Source organism: Streptococcus sp. HSISS3 (assembly GCF_000448605.1).
GTDB classification, from domain to species: domain Bacteria; phylum Bacillota; class Bacilli; order Lactobacillales; family Streptococcaceae; genus Streptococcus; species Streptococcus raffinosi.
In genome coordinates, this window is sequence record NZ_CM002130.1 from 1402331 (window position 1) to 1422690 (window position 20360).

17 protein-coding genes, 3 tRNA genes, 1 other RNA gene and 2 pseudogenes are annotated in these 20360 nt (G+C 40.0%); 3 read left to right on the forward strand and 20 right to left on the reverse strand.

Annotated features, from left to right (window positions below; translation table 11 throughout):
• Positions 1 to 5: 5 nt before the first annotated feature.
• The 11 genes and pseudogenes from pbp2b to argF form a co-directional block, all read right to left on the reverse strand.
• Positions 6 to 2120 (reverse strand): penicillin-binding protein PBP2B, encoded by a 2115-nt coding sequence (gene pbp2b / locus HSISS3_RS06605; RefSeq protein WP_021152152.1) that lies wholly within the window; start codon positions 2118 to 2120, stop codon positions 6 to 8.
• Positions 2121 to 2242: 122 nt separating this feature from the next.
• A pseudogene (locus tag HSISS3_RS06610) lies at positions 2243 to 3078 on the reverse strand (NAD(P)H-hydrate dehydratase).
• Positions 3079 to 3081: 3 nt separating this feature from the next.
• The gene (locus HSISS3_RS06615) at positions 3082 to 3936 is read right to left on the reverse strand and encodes a bifunctional methylenetetrahydrofolate dehydrogenase/methenyltetrahydrofolate cyclohydrolase (RefSeq protein ID WP_008534097.1); all 855 of its coding nucleotides are present in this window, start codon (positions 3934 to 3936) and stop codon (positions 3082 to 3084) included.
• A gap of 147 nt (positions 3937 to 4083) precedes the next feature.
• Complete coding sequence (locus HSISS3_RS06620; RefSeq protein WP_021152155.1) at positions 4084 to 4860, reverse strand: alpha/beta fold hydrolase; 777 nt, start codon at positions 4858 to 4860, stop codon at positions 4084 to 4086.
• Between the two features lie 147 nt (positions 4861 to 5007).
• Entirely contained in the window at positions 5008 to 5148 is a 141-nt protein-coding gene (locus HSISS3_RS11695; RefSeq protein WP_021145777.1) for a FeoB-associated Cys-rich membrane protein, read from the reverse strand.
• 11 nt (positions 5149 to 5159) lie between these two features.
• Positions 5160 to 7292, reverse strand: a complete 2133-nt coding sequence (feoB, locus tag HSISS3_RS06630; RefSeq protein ID WP_021152156.1) for a ferrous iron transport protein B — start codon at positions 7290 to 7292, stop codon at positions 5160 to 5162.
• A complete protein-coding gene (locus HSISS3_RS06635) occupies positions 7289 to 7765 on the reverse strand; it encodes a ferrous iron transport protein A (RefSeq protein WP_021145779.1) in 477 nt (158 codons plus the stop codon). Before HSISS3_RS06635 ends, feoB begins: the two co-directional genes overlap by 4 nt.
• A 160-nt stretch (positions 7766 to 7925) precedes the next feature.
• Positions 7926 to 8660 (reverse strand): amino acid ABC transporter ATP-binding protein, encoded by a 735-nt coding sequence (locus HSISS3_RS06640; RefSeq protein ID WP_002889049.1) that lies wholly within the window; start codon positions 8658 to 8660, stop codon positions 7926 to 7928.
• Positions 8660 to 9340, reverse strand: a complete 681-nt coding sequence (locus HSISS3_RS06645; RefSeq protein WP_021145781.1) for an amino acid ABC transporter permease — start codon at positions 9338 to 9340, stop codon at positions 8660 to 8662. The genes HSISS3_RS06640 and HSISS3_RS06645 overlap by 1 nt, the downstream gene beginning before the upstream one ends.
• A 214-nt stretch (positions 9341 to 9554) precedes the next feature.
• Entirely contained in the window at positions 9555 to 9785 is a 231-nt protein-coding gene (locus HSISS3_RS06650; RefSeq protein WP_002885970.1) for a DUF1797 family protein, read from the reverse strand.
• A 68-nt stretch (positions 9786 to 9853) separates the two neighbouring features.
• Positions 9854 to 10834 carry an ornithine carbamoyltransferase gene (gene argF, locus HSISS3_RS06655; RefSeq protein ID WP_021145782.1) on the reverse strand — a complete coding sequence of 327 codons (981 nt, stop codon included), beginning with the start codon at positions 10832 to 10834 and terminating at the stop codon, positions 9854 to 9856.
• 242 nt (positions 10835 to 11076) lie between these two features.
• On the opposite strand from argF, the pseudogene HSISS3_RS06660 reads away from it, so the two are divergent.
• From HSISS3_RS06660 to HSISS3_RS06670, 3 genes and pseudogenes are all read left to right on the forward strand, one after another.
• Positions 11077 to 13346: pseudogene (locus HSISS3_RS06660) on the forward strand (ATP-dependent Clp protease ATP-binding subunit).
• Between the two features lie 282 nt (positions 13347 to 13628).
• Entirely contained in the window at positions 13629 to 14087 is a 459-nt protein-coding gene (locus HSISS3_RS06665; protein ID WP_002889057.1) for an NUDIX hydrolase, read from the forward strand.
• A 9-nt stretch (positions 14088 to 14096) separates the two neighbouring features.
• The gene (locus HSISS3_RS06670) at positions 14097 to 14399 is read left to right on the forward strand and encodes a DUF1827 family protein (protein WP_002889059.1); all 303 of its coding nucleotides are present in this window, start codon (positions 14097 to 14099) and stop codon (positions 14397 to 14399) included.
• Positions 14400 to 14445: 46 nt separating this feature from the next.
• Here HSISS3_RS06670 and HSISS3_RS06675 read toward each other — a convergent pair whose 3' ends face one another.
• The 9 genes from HSISS3_RS06675 to HSISS3_RS06705 all read right to left on the reverse strand — a co-directional run bounded on the left by HSISS3_RS06675 (position 14446) and on the right by HSISS3_RS06705 (position 20326).
• Positions 14446 to 15408, reverse strand: coding sequence for a Gfo/Idh/MocA family protein (locus HSISS3_RS06675; protein ID WP_021152160.1), 963 nt, complete (start codon positions 15406 to 15408; stop codon positions 14446 to 14448).
• 86 nt (positions 15409 to 15494) lie between these two features.
• Complete coding sequence (locus HSISS3_RS06680) at positions 15495 to 16730, reverse strand: aminoacyltransferase (RefSeq protein WP_021152161.1); 1236 nt, start codon at positions 16728 to 16730, stop codon at positions 15495 to 15497.
• Entirely contained in the window at positions 16708 to 17034 is a 327-nt protein-coding gene (locus HSISS3_RS12330) for a VTT domain-containing protein (protein ID WP_240472080.1), read from the reverse strand. The genes HSISS3_RS06680 and HSISS3_RS12330 overlap by 23 nt, the downstream gene beginning before the upstream one ends.
• A 437-nt stretch (positions 17035 to 17471) precedes the next feature.
• Positions 17472 to 18092 (reverse strand): DUF3862 domain-containing protein, encoded by a 621-nt coding sequence (locus tag HSISS3_RS06685; RefSeq protein ID WP_008534087.1) that lies wholly within the window; start codon positions 18090 to 18092, stop codon positions 17472 to 17474.
• Positions 18093 to 18135: 43 nt separating this feature from the next.
• Positions 18136 to 18485: a transfer-messenger RNA gene (ssrA, locus tag HSISS3_RS11705) on the reverse strand.
• A gap of 160 nt (positions 18486 to 18645) precedes the next feature.
• A tRNA-Arg gene (locus tag HSISS3_RS06690) sits at positions 18646 to 18717 on the reverse strand.
• Between the two features lie 67 nt (positions 18718 to 18784).
• The gene (gene rpsA / locus HSISS3_RS06695) at positions 18785 to 19987 is read right to left on the reverse strand and encodes a 30S ribosomal protein S1 (protein WP_002889064.1); all 1203 of its coding nucleotides are present in this window, start codon (positions 19985 to 19987) and stop codon (positions 18785 to 18787) included.
• A 120-nt stretch (positions 19988 to 20107) separates the two neighbouring features.
• Positions 20108 to 20179: transfer RNA gene (locus HSISS3_RS06700), tRNA-Gln, on the reverse strand.
• A 66-nt stretch (positions 20180 to 20245) separates the two neighbouring features.
• Positions 20246 to 20326, reverse strand: a tRNA-Tyr gene (locus HSISS3_RS06705).
• Positions 20327 to 20360 lie beyond the last annotated feature (34 nt).

Below are 20360 nucleotides of genomic sequence, written 5' to 3' on the forward strand. Positions count from 1 at the left end.
AGACTTTAGTGAGTGTTTTGGTAAAGTTCCATAATGGCCTTGACTGCACCTTGATGGGCCTTACTCTTCCAGTCAAGCGCATGTGGGTACATAATTCCAACAGCTAATTTGGTTCCATCTTTGGCTGTTGCATAAGCTACAGCATTAAGATTAACTGTGGTTACAGAATTACCAGAACTATCTGTCGCATAGGTTTCGGCTGTTCCTGTTTTCCCACTAATTGGAATGATAGAACTTGCCATTCCTTTACCTGTTGCAAGGCTAGAACCTGAATTGACAACGTCATTGAACCCTTGTTGGACAAGACCAAGTTGCTCAGAATCTAAAGAAAGGGTATTGAGCACACGGGTATCAACCGTTGAAGAGAGGGTACCTAGACTACCATTTGCACCAGCATCGTAAATGCCTCCAACAATATGGGGAGCCACACGTTTACCACCATTAGCAATTGAAGCAACATATTGAGCTAGTTGAATGGTTGTATAGGAGTCATACTGACCAAAGGCTTCTGTCAGCACATTGGCAACATTGTATTTCTTGGAAATATAGCCTTCAGATTCTCCAGGTAAATCAAGACCAGTCGAAACTCCCATACCAAACTCGCCATAAGTATCACGGAGAGTTTTCATAGCCTTATCCATATTATCCGTTGACAAAGCCATACCTGGATAATATTGTTGGCCGAGGAGTTTGATTGCAATCTGAACCATATAAGTATTTGATGAATACTCTAAGGCCTGAGTAGCCGTAATGGCACGACTACCTTGATCCGTAAACCAAGATGTAATAGGAGCTGAACCAGCAATATTAATAGGCTGGTCAGTCAAAACTTGGTTACCGTAGATGACACCCGAACGCCAACCTGCCGTCAAGGTAGCCCCCTTAACAACAGATCCTGGAATGAAGACATCCGTAATCGTTCCTAGGGCATCCGCCTTAAAATCTTGTGCCCCTTTCTCATGCTTTTGTCCTGCCATTGCAAGTACAGCACCGGTGTCTGCATTTAGTACCACCGCATACATTCCCTCAGAATAAGTCGCCTTATTCTCAGCAATTTCTGAAGAAAGTTGTTGACTTAGGATGTCTTCAACACCCTTTTGAAAATTAAGGTCAATAGTTAACTGCAGGTTGTTACCCTTGCTACCTTTTTGCGTGATTTTATCACTGTCGACCTTTCCTTCTTTATCTACAGTAATTTCACGAACCGTATGTTTTCCTTGCAGTTTTTCCTCATATTCTTTTTCTAGATAAGAGGTTCCTACACGGTCATTGAGGGCATAGCCTTTTTTAAGGTATTCTTTGGCATCTTCCTGAGGTAAGCCTGCTTCTGAGCTTGAAACCTTACCAATCAGAGGAGATAAGGCCGAATCAGCTGTATGACGTTCCCAATCCTTAGCAACCGTGATACCATTAAGTTCCTTTTGTTTAGCCGCTACAATCGCAATCTGATCAGGTCTTAATTCTCCTGTCTTTAATGTGACTGTTGAGAAATTAGACACAGCATTCATCTGAGAATAAATGTAGACAATCTTAAGTTCATTCTCAGAATAATCAACGGCTTCATCAGGCACTGCATCAACAGCATTATTGTAAATAGTGGCTTCGGCAAGTTTGTTACCAAATTTGTCTGTTTTCTTGTCATTTGGAAGATTATTGACCACACGCTTATAGGTTGCAGAATCCGCAAGGTAAAAATCACGTTTTTGACGGGCAGTTACCTTAGTTTCAGTAAGAGTTACCATGGTTGCCAACTTCTCTGCAACCTTTTTCATGGTATCAGATGAGACCAGATTACTACGTGTAAAGGTAATGACGTCCTTACTTTGGTTGGTCGTCAGAGCAACCCCCTTGGCATCAAAAATTTGACCTCGCTCGCTAGCAATTCTAACAGTATACTTGGAATTATCCTCTAATTTCTTTGCATAAAAGGATTTGTTAGAAATTTGCATATAAGCAAGGCGTGCAAAAAGTAATAAAAAAAGAACAAGAACGACACCAAAAAGCAAGTAAACACGACGTGAGATATTAACTGGCTTCTTAGGTTTATTGGCTCGTTTGTCTTTTTGTTTTTGGCGCCATTTTTTCCAATTTTGATTGAGTTTTTTTGAAAATGATGTCACTTTTTTTCCTCTATGTTCTCATAAAAATTCTCTTTTATTTTATCATAAATCAGCCTAGGCAAACTTAAAAAAATGTCGAAATCTAAAAAAACTTGCCTCAATCTGAGACATGTTTTTTTAGATTATAATGACAATTTTCTCATCCAACTTGGAATGGCTTTACTGATGCGTGTCGGCAAAACCACATAGGCATTTTTTGCGAGGTCATCAGCAATGACTGAGTGAAGCCAGCTGGCAACCGTAACAGCTTTATAGCGGTCATTTGAAGCAAATTGAGCAAGAAAACCCGTTACCATACCGGCCAAGGTATCTCCCATGCCCCCAGTTGCCTGATAGGGACCACCAACCTCTAAATGAGCTACTTCTTTACTCTGGTAGACAGACGTTCGGTGGCTCTTAGCTACTAGTATGGTTTCAGCTGGAAAGTCCGCCAGAGCTTTCTGTGTATTAGAAACAGTCTGCTCCAAAATAGCTAAGCCAGAAAGACGTTCCCATTCTTTCTGATGAGGGGTAAGAATGAGGTGACACTCTGGCAAATCCGCCTTATTTTCTTAGCAAGAAGGTTAAGGGCTGAACCATCAACAACCACGTTCTGATCTGGCCTGATATTTGCCAGGACCAAATTCAAGACTTGATTCGCTGCATCACTCTCACCTAAACCTGAACCGATTAAAACCACATTTGCAACCCTAAGATTATCAAGAAGCCTGTCCCTTTCTCCAAAATCAAAAGCCATAGCCTCAGGAAGATGGGCATGAAGTGCTGGAATATTGTCACGATCAGTCGCTACCGTAACCAAGCCAGCCCCACTATTGACACAGGCAATAGCAGCCATAATGATGGCACCACCATATGGATAGAGGCCACCAATTAAAAGCACACGACCGTAAGATCCCTTATGAGACTCTCTCAAACGAGGTCTAATCACCTGCCTAGCTAAATCGCCATCTACTTTCATAAGCTATCCTTTCGCACTACGAAGAGCAGCTTGATAGGTCTGTTCCATAAGCATGGTAATAGTCATAGGGCCTACACCACCTGGAACAGGCGTAATCATGCCAACTTTATCTTTCACACCTTCAAAATCAACATCGCCACAAAGTTTGCCTTCTTCATCACGGTTAATTCCCACATCAATGACAACGGCACCTTCTTTGACAAAGTCTTCTGTGACAAATTTTGCACGTCCAATAGCCACAATCAAAACGTCTGCCTTGTTACAAACATTCGCCAAATGTGGTGTTCTTGAGTGGGTCAAAGTAACTGTGGCATTTTTTTCCAAAAGAAGCTGAGCCATGGGCTTGCCGACGATATTACTACGTCCAATAATAACTGCTGTCTTACCTTCCAATTCAACATTGTACTCACGAAGAATTTCCATAATACCTGCAGGAGTACACGGCACCATTTGAGGACGTCCATTCCAAAGATTCCCCGTATTCATAGGGTGGAATCCATCAACATCCTTTTTAGGATCAATTGCCAAGAGAATACGCATTTCATTGATATGGTTAGGTAGTGGTAATTGTACCAAGATACCATGGAATAGCGGATCTTGATTGTACTTTTCAATGACCTCAATCAATTCTTCTTCACTTATTCTCTCTGAAAGATTGACCGTCTTGCTATGGAAACCTGCCTTAATAGCCGCACGTTCCTTATTACGGACATAAACCTGACTAGCAGGGTTGTCGCCAACCATAATAACGACCAATCCTGGTACAATCCATTCACTTTCTTTAAGACGAGCCACCTTTTCTTGCAATTGATTTTGCATTTTAAGAGCTAAGGCTTTACCGTCCATCATTATCACCATGTGTGTTCTCCAATACATACTTTTTTTCAATTATACCATAGGGAAGACTCTTTGTGAATTAATTTTCAAAATTTTCAAAAAAACAGTTCACATTTGAGTACTAAAAAAGCCGAAACACTGTTTCAACTTTTTGATTCGTTTTCGCTATTAATTGACAAAACTATTTTGCTGGCTCCATCCTTTAATGGCACATAAGGTCTTTTGTTGGAATTTGCCACTCTCATACATATGATCAGCACCAGTTAGTGAAATGAGCACCGAATCATGGTAGTTCTTTGCCGTTCTTCTTGCAATATTAGGGTGAGTCATCTTGTCCCTGGTTCCAGAAATCACGAGAACAGGACAAGATATTTGGCTAAAGTCCACGTAAGCTGCCTTCGTTTTATCAAACCAAGGAAGAGCCATCTGGGTGTAAACCTTGCCTGATTCTGGAACTAATGTCGCAAAAACTTCTTCTTTCAAGGACTCTTCTTGTTCATTCATACAATACTTGAAAAACTCCTTTTTATAAGGAGGCATAGCCTTTTTCCAAAATCCCCAGCGTAGAAAATGCTTACCAAAACAAGCCAGCATGGTTGGGTAAAAGGCAAAAATATCTGCCGTAGGTGCTGGTCCCATAAGAATCATACCAGCTACTTCCGTCTTTTCGGCAACCATCTGTGCCACCAAACATCCTAAAGAGTGTCCCAAAATAAGTGGCGGTTGATCTAGACTTTCAATCAAGTCCACCAAATCATCTCGGTAATTCTGCAAGGTCACTGTCCCAACCTTTGCTAGACAATCTTGGTAGGGTAAATCATGATAACGAAAGCTAGGAGTATGCACCTTATATCCCATTTGACGCAAACCTGAAGCGAATTCTCCCCAAACATTACCGTCACACCAGGTACCGTGAATTAGGACAATCTCTCTGTTCAATGCCATTCCTTTCATTTCTCCTTTGTTAAATCAAGCTAGATTTTTTCAATGTCATCATATCACACTTTCTCTTAGGCAATCTTTATACATTCCTTACAATTGTAAGTAAAAATGACCTCTTATCCAAATAAGAGATCATTTTCTTATATTCTATTAATGATTAGCTTTATGCATTTCTTCTTTGACCGCGCAAGAGCACTCACAATCACCACAAGATCCTTTTCCTTTGATATAGTGACGGATGCCTAAACCAGCCAAAGCGAAAATAATAAAGGCAATAATAAATGTAGACATAACAACTTCTCCTAACTATTAGCTTCTTGAAGATTTTCCAAGGTAATAATCTTATCCTTAATTTGACGCGGTTTACGAACAACGAAGTAAATCATAGTCACTAAAAGCAAGACTGCTACAAGTGTCCAAGGAGTTATCGGCTTACCATAAAGGAGAACTTGACCAAATTGATATAGAATCAAGCTGACACAATAGGCCAAACCTGTTTGAAAACCAATCGCTCCAACCGTCCATCTCAGATTAGCCATTTCACGTTTGATAGCCCCAATAGCTGCAAAACATGGTGCACAAAGCAGGTTAAAAATCAAGAAAGAATAAGCAGCTAGAGCTGAATAATCTGCTTGCAGGGCCGTAGCCAAACCAGCTTCACTACTGTTATGATAGAGAATTCCGAAGGTAGCCACCACGGTCTCCTTGGCTGCTAAACCTGTGAGAGCAGCAACCGTTGCCTTCCAATTTCCAAAGCCCAGAGGTGTAAAAATCCAAGACAAGCCTTTACCTAAAGTAGCTAAGATACTCACTTCTGTATCAACGGTCTGTAACATAAAGTTATAGTTGGACATGAACCAAATCAGGACAGTCAAACTGAAAATAATGGTTCCTGCACGTTTCACAAAACTCATAGCCTTACCAAAAGCATAACGCAAGACCGACATAGCCTTAGGCCAATGATAAGAAGGTAACTCCATAATGAAAGGACTGGTCAAGCCACCCAAAAAGCTCGTCTTTTTAAGGGCAATACCTGATAAAATGATGGCAGCCATCCCAATAAAATAAGTACTTGGAGCCACCAGAGGATTGTGAGGAAAGAAGGCCCCAGCAATCAAAGCGATAATTTCCAATTTAGCCGAGCAAGGCATAAAGGTTGCCGTCATAATAGTAATCCGACGATCTCTTTCATTTTCAATAGTCCGGCTAGACATAACTGCTGGGACACCACATCCTGTTGAAATCAACATCGGAATAAAAGATTTCCCTGAGAGTCCGAAACGACGGAAAATACGGTCCATAACAAAGGCGATACGACTCATATAACCAATATCTTCAAGCACACCTAAGCAGATAAATAGCACGAAGATTTGGGGAAGGAAGCCAAGTACCGTCCCGATCCCAGCCACAACGCCATCAACAATCAAAGACTTAAGCCAATCTTGGACATGAAGATAGGTGAGCCCAGAGGTAATCAAATCAGGAACATACTTGCCAAAGAGAACATCACTGGCCCAGTCAGTCCACATCTTTCCCTGAAGAGAAAGATAATAGACCGAATACATAACTACCGCAAAAATTGGGAGAGCCAAAATACGGTTGGTTACTAATTTATCAATCTTGTCTGACAAGGTTAAGGCAAAATCTTTTGTCTGACTCTGAGCCATCTTACAAACACGTTCAATAAAGGCGTAACGCTCATTAATGACAATAGATTCGGCATCCTCTGTGAAAACTTCCTCAGTGATACGTATGATGTCTTTGATTTCTTTACGTTGGAAAGCTGACAAATCTAGTTCATCCTCAACCAAAGCATCGTGTTCAAAGAGCTTAATGGCATAAAAACGTGCGGACCTTTGTGGCACAGAATTTCCCAAAACATCCAAAATTTGTGAGATGGCAGCTTCTAATTTATCATCATAAATTGGAAAAGCGATGTCTCCTACACTAGCGATCGTCGTATGAGCTGCCTTTTTCACAACCTTATCCACACCAGTCTGTTTGAGAGCGCTAGTCGCAACCACCGGGACACCCAGATGATAAGACAATTTATCGATATTAATTGTTTTTCCCTGAGCTTCTAAAACATCACTCATGTTAAGAGCCAAGGTCACAGGAATACCTGTTTCAATCAACTGTGTTGTCAGATAAAGGTTACGTTCCAAGTTTGTCGCATCAACCACATTTAAGATGCTATCAGCCTTTTTGCTGAGTAAATAGTCACGCGCCACCTTTTCCTCAGGACTATAGGGTGACATAGAGTAAATCCCAGGTAAATCCTGAATTTCGATATCTTTATGCTTTTTAACCAGCCCACTTTTTCGTTCAACTGTAACACCTGGCCAGTTACCAACACGCTGATTATGCCCTGTCATCAAGTTGAATAAGCTAGTCTTACCACTATTAGGATTACCAATTAAAGCAACTTCTATCATTTTTCCTCTCCCTCATCCAGCATGACTACACTAATCATTTGCGCTTCCGACTTGCGTAGCGTTAATTCATAGCCTCTCAAACTAATTTCTAAAGGGTCTCCTAAGGGAGCTACTTTACGTAATAAAAGCCGTGTGCGCTTTGTAATTCCCATATCCATGAGACGACGCTTGGTTTCATTAGCTGCGAAAATATCAGTGACGATGGCAGAACGCCCAACTGGTAGTTCAGAAAGAGGTATTTTCTCCTCATTTTCCTCAGCAGGTGTCAAATCAATCTTATCTAGAATCGATGCATCAAAGGCTAAGCGACTCCCTTTCACTATAATAATAGCACTGTTTTTGGTCTTAGTTACCACCTCAATGGTTTCACCAGGAGCTAACCCTAAGTTAGATAGGTGCAAAAGACTATCTTTAGGAAGGTTAATTCCAAGAATCCTATAAGGGGTTTTTAAGGCCGTGTCATATATAAGCATATTTCTTGACCTTCTATATTATTTTTGGTATGGCATCATTATAGCATAATTATCCATTGTTTCCGTAAAATCGCCCTAAACAAGAATGATTCTAGAAAAGTAAAACAGCAAAAAAGACTGGAATAATTCCAGCCTTCACAAACAAGATTTAATCTCAGTCTTACAATACCTTACTCAAGAAATCCTTTGTACGTTCTTCTTTCGTATGGTCAAAAATCTCTTGTGGTGTTCCTTCTTCTACGATAACACCGCCATCCATGAAGATAACACGGTCGGCCACCTCATAGGCAAAGCCCATTTCATGCGTAACGATAGCCATAGTCATCCCAGACTTGGCAAGGTCCTGCATAACCGCAAGTACTTCACCAACCATCTCAGGGTCAAGGGCAGAAGTTGGTTCGTCAAACAAGAGAACATCTGGATCCATAGCCAAACCACGCGCAATCGCAATACGTTGCTGCTGACCACCTGATAGGCTACTTGGATAAGCATCCGCCTTTTCTCTCAAGCCAACCTTATCTAAAAGTTCCAAGGCTTTAGCTTCAGCATCAGCTTTAGAAATTCCCTTAGTTTTAATCGGAGAGAGGGTAATATTTTCTTTAACCGTCATATTTGGGAAGAGGTTAAACTGTTGGAAAACCATTCCCATTTTTTCACGCATTTTGAAAATATCGTTATTCTTGTCTGTAATATCCACACCTTCAAAGGAAATTACACCTTTTGTAGGCGTTTCAAGCAAGTTCATTGAGCGTAGGAAGGTTGATTTACCAGATCCTGAAGGACCAATGATAACCACTACCTCACCTTTTTTAATATCTAGATCAATCCCCTTGAGAACTTCGTTTTTACCAAAATACTTGTGAAGATTTTTAATCTCAATAATTGTTTTTGCCATTATTTACTTCCCTCCCCAAGTCGTTTTTCCATTTGTTTCAAAAGCGCTGTCATAGCCGTTGTCACAATCAAATAGTAGAAGGCTGCGAACAGAAGCGGTGTCAAGGTCAAGTAAGTTGTTGTCGCAACAGTCTGTGCACCATTCCACAATTCCATAACGCCGATGGTTTGCAAGAGCGAGCTATCTTTGATAATCGTTACGAACTCGTTACCCAAGGCCGGCAAAATATTTTTAATAGCCTGAGGCAAGACCACATAACGCATGGTATTCCATGGACGAATACCAAGTGAATAGGCTGCTTCGACCTGTCCTTTCGGAATAGACTCAATCCCTGCACGCACACTTTCAGAGATATAGGCACCACTATTTAAAGAAAGGACGATAATACCAGGAACGATACGTGACAAATCAAGGTTCAAAATTCCGAACTGAACCGTTGGAAGGTTCATATGAATGAGGTTGAAAGCAATCATGATTTGCACAACCATAGGCGTTCCACGGAAAACCCAAACATAAAGGCTTACGAGCCACTCTAATGGCTTGATTCCAGAACGCTTAATCAGGGATACCAAAACCCCAAGAATGGTCCCAAAGAAGACCACGCAGACTGAAATCATAATTGTTACTAAGACACCATAGTTAAAGTAAGACCAGAACTGTGGCAAAAATGAAAAGTTCATCAAGATACTCCTTATTAATATTCCTCATTATTATATCAGAAGGATGCATAATAATAAAGTATTTTCTTATAAATGCGATATTTCAGTATAAAAAGTAGCTTAAAGACATAAAAATCAAAAAAGAGTGAGTAAGAACAATTTTACATGCTCTTTCCCACTCCCATTAACGATTTTGAAACCCCTAGTCTAAAAAGAGTCGGTTTCAAGTTATTGATTAGTAAAGCAAGTCGTAGATTTCCATTGCAATCAAGTCAATGCTATCAAATGAATAAGATTCACGAGCTTCAACGTCACGCAATGTGAAAACTGGACCATTTTCTGGATCATTGCTGAAAGATACTTCGGCAACAACCACTCCTTCACGTTCAAAATTACGTTTTAAATTACCACCATCAGCCGCCATCATTTCAAGACGGTTAATGATTCTCACCAAATGTGATTCCATGTTATTTCTCCTATTAATTGTGTATTTCTTACTTATTTTATCACACTTACGGAAAAAATGGGGGAATTTTAAATATTTTTCAAGGAATTGTACATGATAGCCTTGATAGAATGCATACGGTTCTCAGCTTCTTGGAAGATGATGTCACTGTATTTTTGGAAGACCTCATCTGTAATTTCTAACTCTGCCAAACCATATTTGTCATACATTTCCTGTCCAATTTGAGTATTAAGGTCATGGAAGGCTGGAAGGCAATGCATAACGATGACATCTGGATTTTCCGTTTTGGCAAGTAAGTCTGCATTTATCTGATAAGGTAGAAGCAAATCAATACGAGATTTAAAGTCCACTTCTTCTCCCATAGAAACCCAGACATCAGTGTAGAGCATATCCACTCCCTTAACTTCTGAAATATCATCTGTAATGGTTAAATCAGCACCATTATTATGTTTATGAGCTAGGGCAACAATATCATCCTCAGGCTGCAAACCCTCTGGAGCGATAATCTTAACATTAACGCCCAAGATAGCCGATGTCACCAAAAGTGAATTTGCCATATTATTACGACCATCTCCAATATAAGCAATGGTCAAGCCCTCTAGACTACCAAAGTGCTCCTTCAAGGTCATGAAATCCGCAATCATCTGAGTCGGATGCCAAGTATCTGTCAAACCATTCCAGACCGGAACACCAGAGTATTTAGCCAAGTCTTCAACATCCTCTTGTTTAAAACCACGGTACTCAATCCCGTCAAACATTGATCCAAGCACCTTAGCTGTATCAATTACAGATTCCTTCTTACCAAGCTGAATATCACCTGCACCAAGGTAGGTCACATTCATCCCTAGATCCTGACCAGCTACAGTAAAGGCTGAACGTGTTCTTGTTGATGTCTTTTCGAAAAGTAGGGCAATATTTAACCCTTCTAGATACTTATGAGGAATTCTATTTTTCTTCAACTCTTTAAATTTAAGAGATAGCGCAATTAATTCTTCCAGTTCCTGTTTAGTGAAGTCAATTTCTTTCAAAAAGGATGTTGCTAATGTCATAGGGCTCTCACTTTCATTCTGAATAATATAAAAGGTATTATAGTCTATTTTTGTATAATATGCAAGTATTTTTGTATTTTAATTCAAAATTAGCACTTGATTATACAGAGTGCCAAACCCTAATGCTTTTTGCTTGCAATATTACTACTGCATGCTATAATGGAGACATAGATTTGACCTTTTTTGACCAAGCTATCTTCAAAAAAGAGTCCTTTCAAATCCAGATAGAAAGAGGTACTGATATGCTCTGCCAAAACTGTAACCTAAATGAAGCTAGTATCCATTTGTATACCAACGTAAATGGTAATCAGCAACAAGTTGACCTCTGTCAAAATTGTTATAAAATCATGAAATCTGACCCAGAGAACCCCCTCAATCAATTCAATCAAACAGGGGGTTCCAGCTTCTTTGATGATTTCTTCAGCGACCTAAACAACTTCCGTTCTTCAAACGGAGACCTTCCAAATACACCACCAACACAGGAAGGTGGAAACCGAGGAAACGGTGGCAATACACAGGGGCCAGGACGTCCAGGAGGACCTCGCCAACAGGCGCCTCAACAACCACAAGGTTTACTTGAGGAATTTGGAATTAATATCACAGACATTGCCCGTCGTGGAGATATTGACCCTGTCATTGGTCGTGATGAAGAAATCATTCGTGTTATAGAAATTCTTAACCGACGTACCAAGAACAACCCTGTTCTTATTGGTGAACCTGGTGTTGGTAAAACAGCCGTTGTTGAAGGTCTTGCTCAAAAAATCGTTGATGGTAGTGTACCTCAAAAACTCCAAGGCAAACAAGTTATCCGTCTTGATGTCGTCAGCCTAGTCCAAGGTACTGGTATCCGTGGTCAATTCGAAGAACGCATGCAAAAACTTATGGAAGAAATTCGTCAACGTCAGGATGTTATCCTCTTTATCGATGAAATCCATGAAATTGTAGGAGCTGGTAATGCTGGTGATGGCAATATGGACGCTGGAAATATCCTAAAACCTGCTCTTGCTCGTGGCGAGCTTCAACTTGTCGGAGCAACAACCCTTAACGAATATCGCATTATCGAAAAGGATGCTGCCCTCGAACGCCGTATGCAACCGGTTAAGGTTGATGAACCAACCGTTGAAGAAACCATTACAATTTTGCATGGTATTCAACCTAAATACCAAGACTACCACCATGTCAAATATACGGACGAAGCTATCAGGGCAGCTGCAGAATTGTCCAATCGATACATTCAAGACCGCTTCTTGCCAGACAAGGCCATTGACCTTCTTGATGAAGCTGGTTCTAAGATGAACTTGACACTTAACTTTGTTGATCCTAAAGATATTGATAAACGTTTGATTGAAGCGGAAAATCTCAAAGCTCAAGCCACTCGTGACGAAGACTTTGAAAAGGCTGCTTATTTCCGTGATCAAATTGCCAAATACAAGGAAATGCAAAAACAAACCATCAGTGACCAAGATATGCCTGTCATCACTGAAAAACATATCGAAGCCATTGTAGAACAAAAAACAAACATTCCTGTCGGTGACCTTAAAGAAAAGAACAATCACAACTTCTTAGCCTTGCTGATGACCTTAAGTCACATGTTATTGGACAAGATGCCGCAGTTGATAAGATTGCCAAAGCTATCCGTCGTAATCGTGTTGGTCTTGGCGCACCAAATCGCCCAATTGGTAGTTTCCTCTTCGTAGGTCCTACTGGGGTCGGTAAAACTGAGCTCTCTAAACAATTGGCCATTGAACTCTTTGGATCAGCAGATAGTATGATTCGATTCGACATGTCCGAATACATGGAGAAACACGCTGTTGCTAAGTTGGTCGGTGCCCCTCCAGGATATGTAGGTTATGACGAAGCTGGTCAGTTAACTGAAAAAGTCCGCCGTAATCCTTATTCACTGATTCTTCTTGATGAGGTTGAAAAAGCTCACCCAGACGTGCTTCACATGTTCCTTCAAGTTCTTGATGATGGTCGTTTGACTGATGGACAAGGTCGCACTGTAAGCTTCAAAGATACCATTATTATCATGACATCAAATGCCGGTACTGGTAAAGTTGAAGCTAGTGTTGGTTTTGGAGCTGCTCGTGAGAATCGCACTAACTCTGTGTTGAACCAACTCGGAGACTTCTTTAGTCCTGAATTTATGAACCGTTTTGACGGTATTGTTGAATTTTCTGCCCTCAGTAAGGAAAACCTCCTAACTATTGTGGACCTCATGCTTGATAGCGTCAACCAGCGCTTGGCCAATAACGGTATCCACTTTAGTGTGACTGAAAAAGTCAAAGAAAAATTGGTTGACCTTGGTTACGACCCTAAGATGGGTGCTCGACCACTTCGCCGTACCATCCAAGATTATATTGAGGATGCCATTACCGACTTCTACCTTGAAAATCCAAATGAAAAAGATCTCAAGGCAGTCATGACATCCAAGGGTCATATCACTATTAAATCTGCTAAAAAAGTTGAAAAAACTGCACAAGAAACTGAAACGACCAAAGAATCTGACTAAATCGTCTAGAAGTAGGACAAGGTGCTATAATTTTCAAATCAGAAAAACTCAAGGTATGGGGTAACATTTTCCATATCTACTATCTCAAACAGGCTTCTAGGCTTGTTTGACCCTAAGGGGAGTAAGACAGAAGAAACGTCATTTAAAATTTCTTCTATCTTACTCCTTTTTTCACACTTTTCAATTTTCCATTTTCAAAATTCTCTGTAATTCTGCCTAAATCAATAGGAAAATGAGGATTTTTTTAGTATAATATAGGCAAATAAACCTAAGGAGCAACTTATGAATCCAACATTTGGTGATAAGGTTGAGGGAGCTCATTATCAGACACGTTACGGTGTTTATGCTGTGATTCCTAACCAAGACAAGACGAAGATTATTTTAGTTCAAGCTCCTAACGGGGCTTGGTTTCTCCCAGGTGGAGAAATCGAAGCAGGCGAGGATCACTTTAGTGCCTTAAAACGCGAGTTAATTGAAGAACTTGGGTATACAGCCACTTTAGGACAGTACTATGGACAGGCTGACGAATACTTCTATTCAAGCCACCGTGACACTTACTTTTACAATCCAGCCTACATTTATGAAGTTGTAGATTTTTCAGAAATTGGTAACCCTCTAGAAGATTTCAACAAGCTGGCATGGTTCCCAATTGATGAAGCGATTTCCAAGCTTAAACGCGGCAGCCATAAGTGGGGAATCGAACAATGGAAAGCTAGCCATACAAGAACTGCCAAATCCTAGGAGGTAACTATGAAACTTATTAACACGACGCAAACACACCAAGAACTTGTACAAAACCAACTTGATAATACAGATGCCTTCCTCGTAGAAACCTATTCTGCTGGAAATACAGATGTTGTCTTTACACAAGCACCTAAACATTACGAACTATTGATTTCAAATAAACACCGTGCTGTTAAGGATAACGAATTAGAAATCATCCGTGAATTCTTCCTCAAACGCAAAATTGACAAAGACATCGTTTTGATGGACAAACTCCAAACAGTACACACCGAAAAATTGATTGAGATTTCATTCCCAACAACTGTATAAATCCAAAACAAGCAATGGCTAATGCCACTGCTTGTTTTTTAGTATCTTACAAAACTTTAGAGGCCTGATCCAAGACTTGCATAACCTGACGACTATGCTCCAACTGCTTGGCAACACTGTCAAAATCCTTGGTCGCCACCATCTTTTCAAAAGCCACAAATTCATCATGCATACGATGTTGTAGACTATTGAGATTGACGACTCTCTCTTTCTGACCATTGAGGGTGACGCCAATCTCAGGGAGAGTGTTGGTTGCACCCAAAATGGTGATAGCTCCCTTATCTCCTTGAATGGTTGAACGAATGTCAGCACTACAGTCTTTAGCTCCAATGGCAACAGCCTTAAAGTTACCATAGTCCAAAACTAGAATTCCTGACGTATCCACTCCTCTCTCCACATTAGGTAGGTATTCCACACGAATAGGCTTTCCAAAAAGTCCGACCAAAAGATGGATATTGTAGATATTCAGATCTCTAAGCGCTCCCCCACCCATTTCAGGGTTAAAGGCAGGAGCAATCTCACCACGTTTAAAGGCATCGTAGCGTGATGAATATTGAGAATAATTGATATTCACAATCTTGATATCACCGATTTCTGCTAGAGAATTCTTAATCGCTGTGAAATTAGCTAGATATTGATTGGTTATAGCTTCTATCAAGAGAAGCTTTTTTTCTTGGGCAAGCTTAGTCAGCTCTTCAAACTCTTCCAAATGCATGGTAAAAGGTTTCTCACAGATGACATGCTTGCCAGCTAGAAGTGCTTGTTTGGCATAGTCATAGTGGGTATGATTAGGTGTTCCAACATAAATGGTATCAACATCTGGATTGGACAAGATTGCTTCATAGTCACTTGTCGCCTGAGTTAGACCATATTGCTTAGCTAAAGCTTGAGCCTTATCAAGTGATCGTGGTGTCGACATTATAGCCTCCAGCTCAATTCCCTCAATAGTCGTTAACACAGGAAGGACCTCTGTAACAATCATTCCTGTACCTAATAGTGCCAGTTTCATCAACCTACCTCCTTAATTTCTATTCTATTTCTCATTCCAAAGAAAGACTTATAAAAAAGAGGACTCCAATAGAAGCCCTCTACATCTTAAGAACGTCCAAGCAGTTTCTTAATTCCTTGAATGGCCTTATATTTAAACGGTTGTGGATAATAACGGAAAGTTCCCATTTTACGAACGATATAACCATTAAAGTTTTGTTTAAAACGCAAAACCCCATCTGAACCATCAAAAATGCCCATGATACCAAGGAAGTTATAGAAACTGATACCACGTTTAATAGCCTGTGTCATCACATACTCTTGCAAGAGTGCTGGAGCATAAAACTTATTAAATTCAGGATAAGAACCACTAAAAAGATAGACTGCTTCTTGAGGGGTGTAAACGAAAAGACTTCCGGCTAGAACAATGTCTTCCTGACCGTACTTGTCAATAAAGGCTGTTGCTTCTCCCTTGCGAACATCAAAAGTTTCAAACTGACTTGATAGCTCTCGCAATTGGTTTTGTTTTTTCTCAGACTTAGGATTAGTTTCCAAATCAGCTTGCAATTTGACAATTCTAGCTCCCAATTTAGCCTGATCCTTCTCTAAATGTTCAAGGTAATCTTGGAAATTCAAAGTAGCAACCATAAAATCAGCATTATCACCAAAGGCATCATAAAAATCTTGGTAGTAATCCAGCGATTTATCACTATATTCTCGACGATCAGAAGTCGCTGAAGTGATTTCTTTAAAAATGGATAACTCGTCACGCTTCAGTTTTTTCAGTTTGATACCAAAGGTTTTAGCTTTTTTAACTAATGGTTTCCCTTTTTTGCTGAAAGACTTAATCAAATCTTTTTCTGTAATCCCTGATAAATCCTTCACATAATGCCAGTCAGGCTCACCACCAGGATAACCTGTTTGCAGACCATCAAAGCTATAACCTAAGTTAGTCAATTGGCTAATCAGCTGCTTTTGCTCATCACCAGTTGGCTCCCCATTACTATCAAAGGTTTGATAAGTATCATAAGGTTTGATTAACAGCTCAAGCGCACCATTTGCTTTAGCGTAGTCCTTCAATCCTTGGTAAAAGTCGCTCAGATGAGTCGTATGGAAGTGAATAGGTCCACAATTCACTTCCATACGAAGCCCACCAGTCATAGGCATACTATAGACAATTGCTGAGATTTCTAGCTGATTGTCTTCTTTCCAAGCGACATAGCTAATGCTAAATCCACGTTTTTCAAGAAGCTTAGCCATTTCCTCTGTTTGCATAAAAGAACGCTCTGAAACCTGTTGAGCATGTGTGTTAAATTCTTCCTTAGTTACTTGAATGAAGCTCATTTTTTTCCTTCCTAAAATGGATAACGTAAATTACGAGTGAGATAAACAACAAAAGGGCAAGTATTGCCACTAATGGTATTCGAATTGGGCGACTATTTAGCAACAAATCCCCACTGACGGCATAAACAACGGAGAGTGGCGTCACTCCAATTAGTGTCGCTAAAATCCTTGTCCTTGTGGGTAATTTCATCTGAACACAAGCATAATTGACCAAAGCCGATGGGATAAAGGGAATAGAGAAAGCCAGAGAAATGCCAATAAAACGATGATTAAAGTTTTCAATATAGGTTAGGAGTTTCTCCATACGTTTAGACCTCCGGGCTTTTCAAATCTTCTTAGGATTTCAAAACTAGTTAAATTTCCAAAAGTATTCCCAAGGATATTCATAGGAATGCCCAAGAAGGGACCGTAAAGCAGACCAACGAAAATACAAAAAAACGAACTTGAAACTCCAAGAATAGCTGATGATAAAATCATAAGATCCATAAGGATAAGAGCATTCTGGACATTTGCCTGCTTAAAAGCTTCTCTTAAGAAGTCTTGGTCATGCTTAGCATTGGCCCAAAACCTGATTAAAGGGAAAATGTTATGTAAGAGAAGTAATAAAAATAGCAGAATTAATACAGTAATTCCGACAAAAAAATCCTTTTTCGGGTCATTGCATCTCCATCGTTTTAATCACTCTTTTTATTATAACAAAAAAATGCCTTCATTGATTTAGAAAGGCATCATTTCCTATTATTACTTGTTAATCAAATTTGCTTGAGATTTGTTTTCCAAGGCACCATTCTTGAAGTTAAGAGTAAGACTACCTGTTTCACCCTTTTTAGCGACAAGATTTGATGACCAAAGAGCCTGTGTCATTGTAGCATCAGAAGATACTGCAATAGAATAAACATCTGGTGTACCAAGTGTTTTAACGGCATCATCATAGCTCGTTCCATTTTTAAGGTTTTCATACATTTTCAAGGTGATTTTAGGATCACGGACAAAAGAAAAGTTTGAGAGTGACTTAACAACAGTACTATTATTGAAAAGTTTAGCCGTAACAACGACATTATCAAACTGCCAATTGTAGACATCCAGTTTAGCATCTCCTGCCTGCTCTTGGCTAGTCGATGACGGTTCCCCAAACAAACCTTTCAAAGTATCAAGATTTGATCCCCCTGAAAATTCCTGAGAGGCATTTGCCATGGAAATTTTATCAAAGTTCTGACGAACATTGCCATGTTTAACTGTTAGAATCTTTGAAGCTTCATTATCCACAGACCCCTTTGTCTCAGTCTTAGACGAAGAATGTCCACAAGCAGCTAAGGTAAAAAGTGAAAGACCTAAAACGGCCAAAGACAAAAGTTTTTTCATAATAAATTCCTATACACAAATAAAAGGCTGACGCCTCAAGTATTTATGGAGCCGGTGGGAGTCGAACCCACGTCCAAACACCTGCCAACATATTCGTCTACAACCATAGGTTATGTCTTTCATTTAACAGATAGGCGACACATAACTCAAGCCTTCTATATGCGAGCCTATAAATCTCTTTTCGACCAGCTAGGCAATGGTCAAACGTAGCTTATAAATCAATAAAACCTCTAAGCAAACATAAGCAATCTGCTAGAAGTCACGCGAGCAGGTGTTTAGGCTGCTACAGCGTAAGAATTTGTATTTTTTGCAGTTATATTTAACTGAGCGTTTACGTCGCCACACGAGTCGCAGAATATGCCTCATAATGCCTGTCGAATCCGTAACGACCCCAATATGAGATATTGAGTATTATAGCAAAATTTTTAATAAATAGCAAAATATTACCTACTGTAAACACCATAAGCTCAAAGTCTACAAATCTTATGGCACCTAAATATGACTCAGATTAAAAAACGTTGAAAGAATAAATCTCTCAACGCTCTTGTCTTTTTGCACCCTAAGGGAATCGAACCCCTATCTCAAGAACCGGAATCTTACGTGATATCCATTACACTAAGGGTGCTAACAGTATACTATTATAGCATACTCTAAAATATAAAAAAGACATGTTTCCATGCCTCTTTTCTATATTACAATTCGATATCTCCGAAAAGATCCGCCATTGAGAATCCAGATTGAGTTTCTGGAAGTTCGTAGTCACGTTTTTCTTGACGTTTAGGACGACGTGGACGTGATTGACGTTTTTCGTTGTTTTCACCTTCAGCATTAGCTGGGCGTTCTTCAAGAGCTTTGATAGAAAGTGATACACGTTCTGCATCAGCGTTTACTTCAAGAACTTTAACAGTAACATCTTGACCTACTGAAAGAACATCTTTTGGATTTTCAACACGTTTGTGTGAGATTTGTGAGATGTGAACAAGTCCATCGATACCTGGCAATACTTCAACGAAAGCACCGAAGTCAGTCAAGCGTTTAACTTTACCTTCGATAACATCTCCAGCAGCAAGTTTTTGTTCAACGCCATCCCATGGTCCAGGTGTTGTTGCTTTAAGTGAAAGTGATACACGACCTGCTTCTTCGTCGATAGCAAGAACTTTAACATCAACTTCGTCACCAACAGAAACAACTGATTTAGGTGAAACGTTACGTTCGTGAGACAATTCAGTCACGTGAACAAGTCCATCAACACCACCAAGGTCGATGAAAGCACCGAAGCTTGTCAAACGAGCAACTTTACCAGTTACGATTGAACCAACTTCAAGTTTAGAGAAGACTTCTTTACGAGCTTCTGCAGCTTCGGCTTCAACAACTTCACGACGTGAAAGGATGAAACGGTTTTCAGCTGGATCAACTTCTTTGATTTTAGCGTCAAATTCTTGACCTACAAATTGTTCAGTGTTACGAACAAAACGAGTATCAATCATTGAAGCTGGAATAAATCCACGAAGACCTTCAAATTCAACTGAAAGTCCACCTTTAACAGCGCGTGTTCCTTTAACAGTAACAACTTCTTCTTCACGACCAACAAGTTTATCCCAAGCTTTGCGAGCTTCCAAGCGTTTTTTAGATACAAGGTAAGTTACAGTATCAGTATCTTTACCAACAACTTGACGAAGAACAAGCACTTCAAGTGTTTCACCAACTTTAACAAGGTCTGCAACGTTTGCGTCACGGTCGTTTGTCAATTCACGACGTGTCAAAACACCTTCGATACCAGTTCCTTCGATAACAACATTTGCTTGATCATTATCTACTGAGATAACTTCAGCTGTTACAACGTCACCTGTGTTAACTTCGCTAACACTGTTTAGCAATTCTTCAAATTCGTTCATTCTAAAAAGATCCTCCAACAAGAGACAGCCAATTCTGACTCTTGATAACAATATATTTTTCAAGGTACCCGCAAAGACAATTGTTGACATAGGCGGTGCCGAAGCACCCGATACCTTTGACTGGGGTAGCTGGATTCGAACCAACGCATGAGGGAGTCAAAGTCCCTTGCCTTACCGCTTGGCTATACCCCAATAGCAAAATGCCATAAAAAACATCTAAGTACTTGACATCGACTATTCGACTCAGTCTCTTAGATATGGAGAGAGAGGGATTCGAACCCCCGAACCCGAAGGAGCGGATTTACAGTCCGCCGCGTTTAGCCTCTTCGCTATCTCTCCTTTTAAGAACAAGAAATAGTATATCACAGTTTCT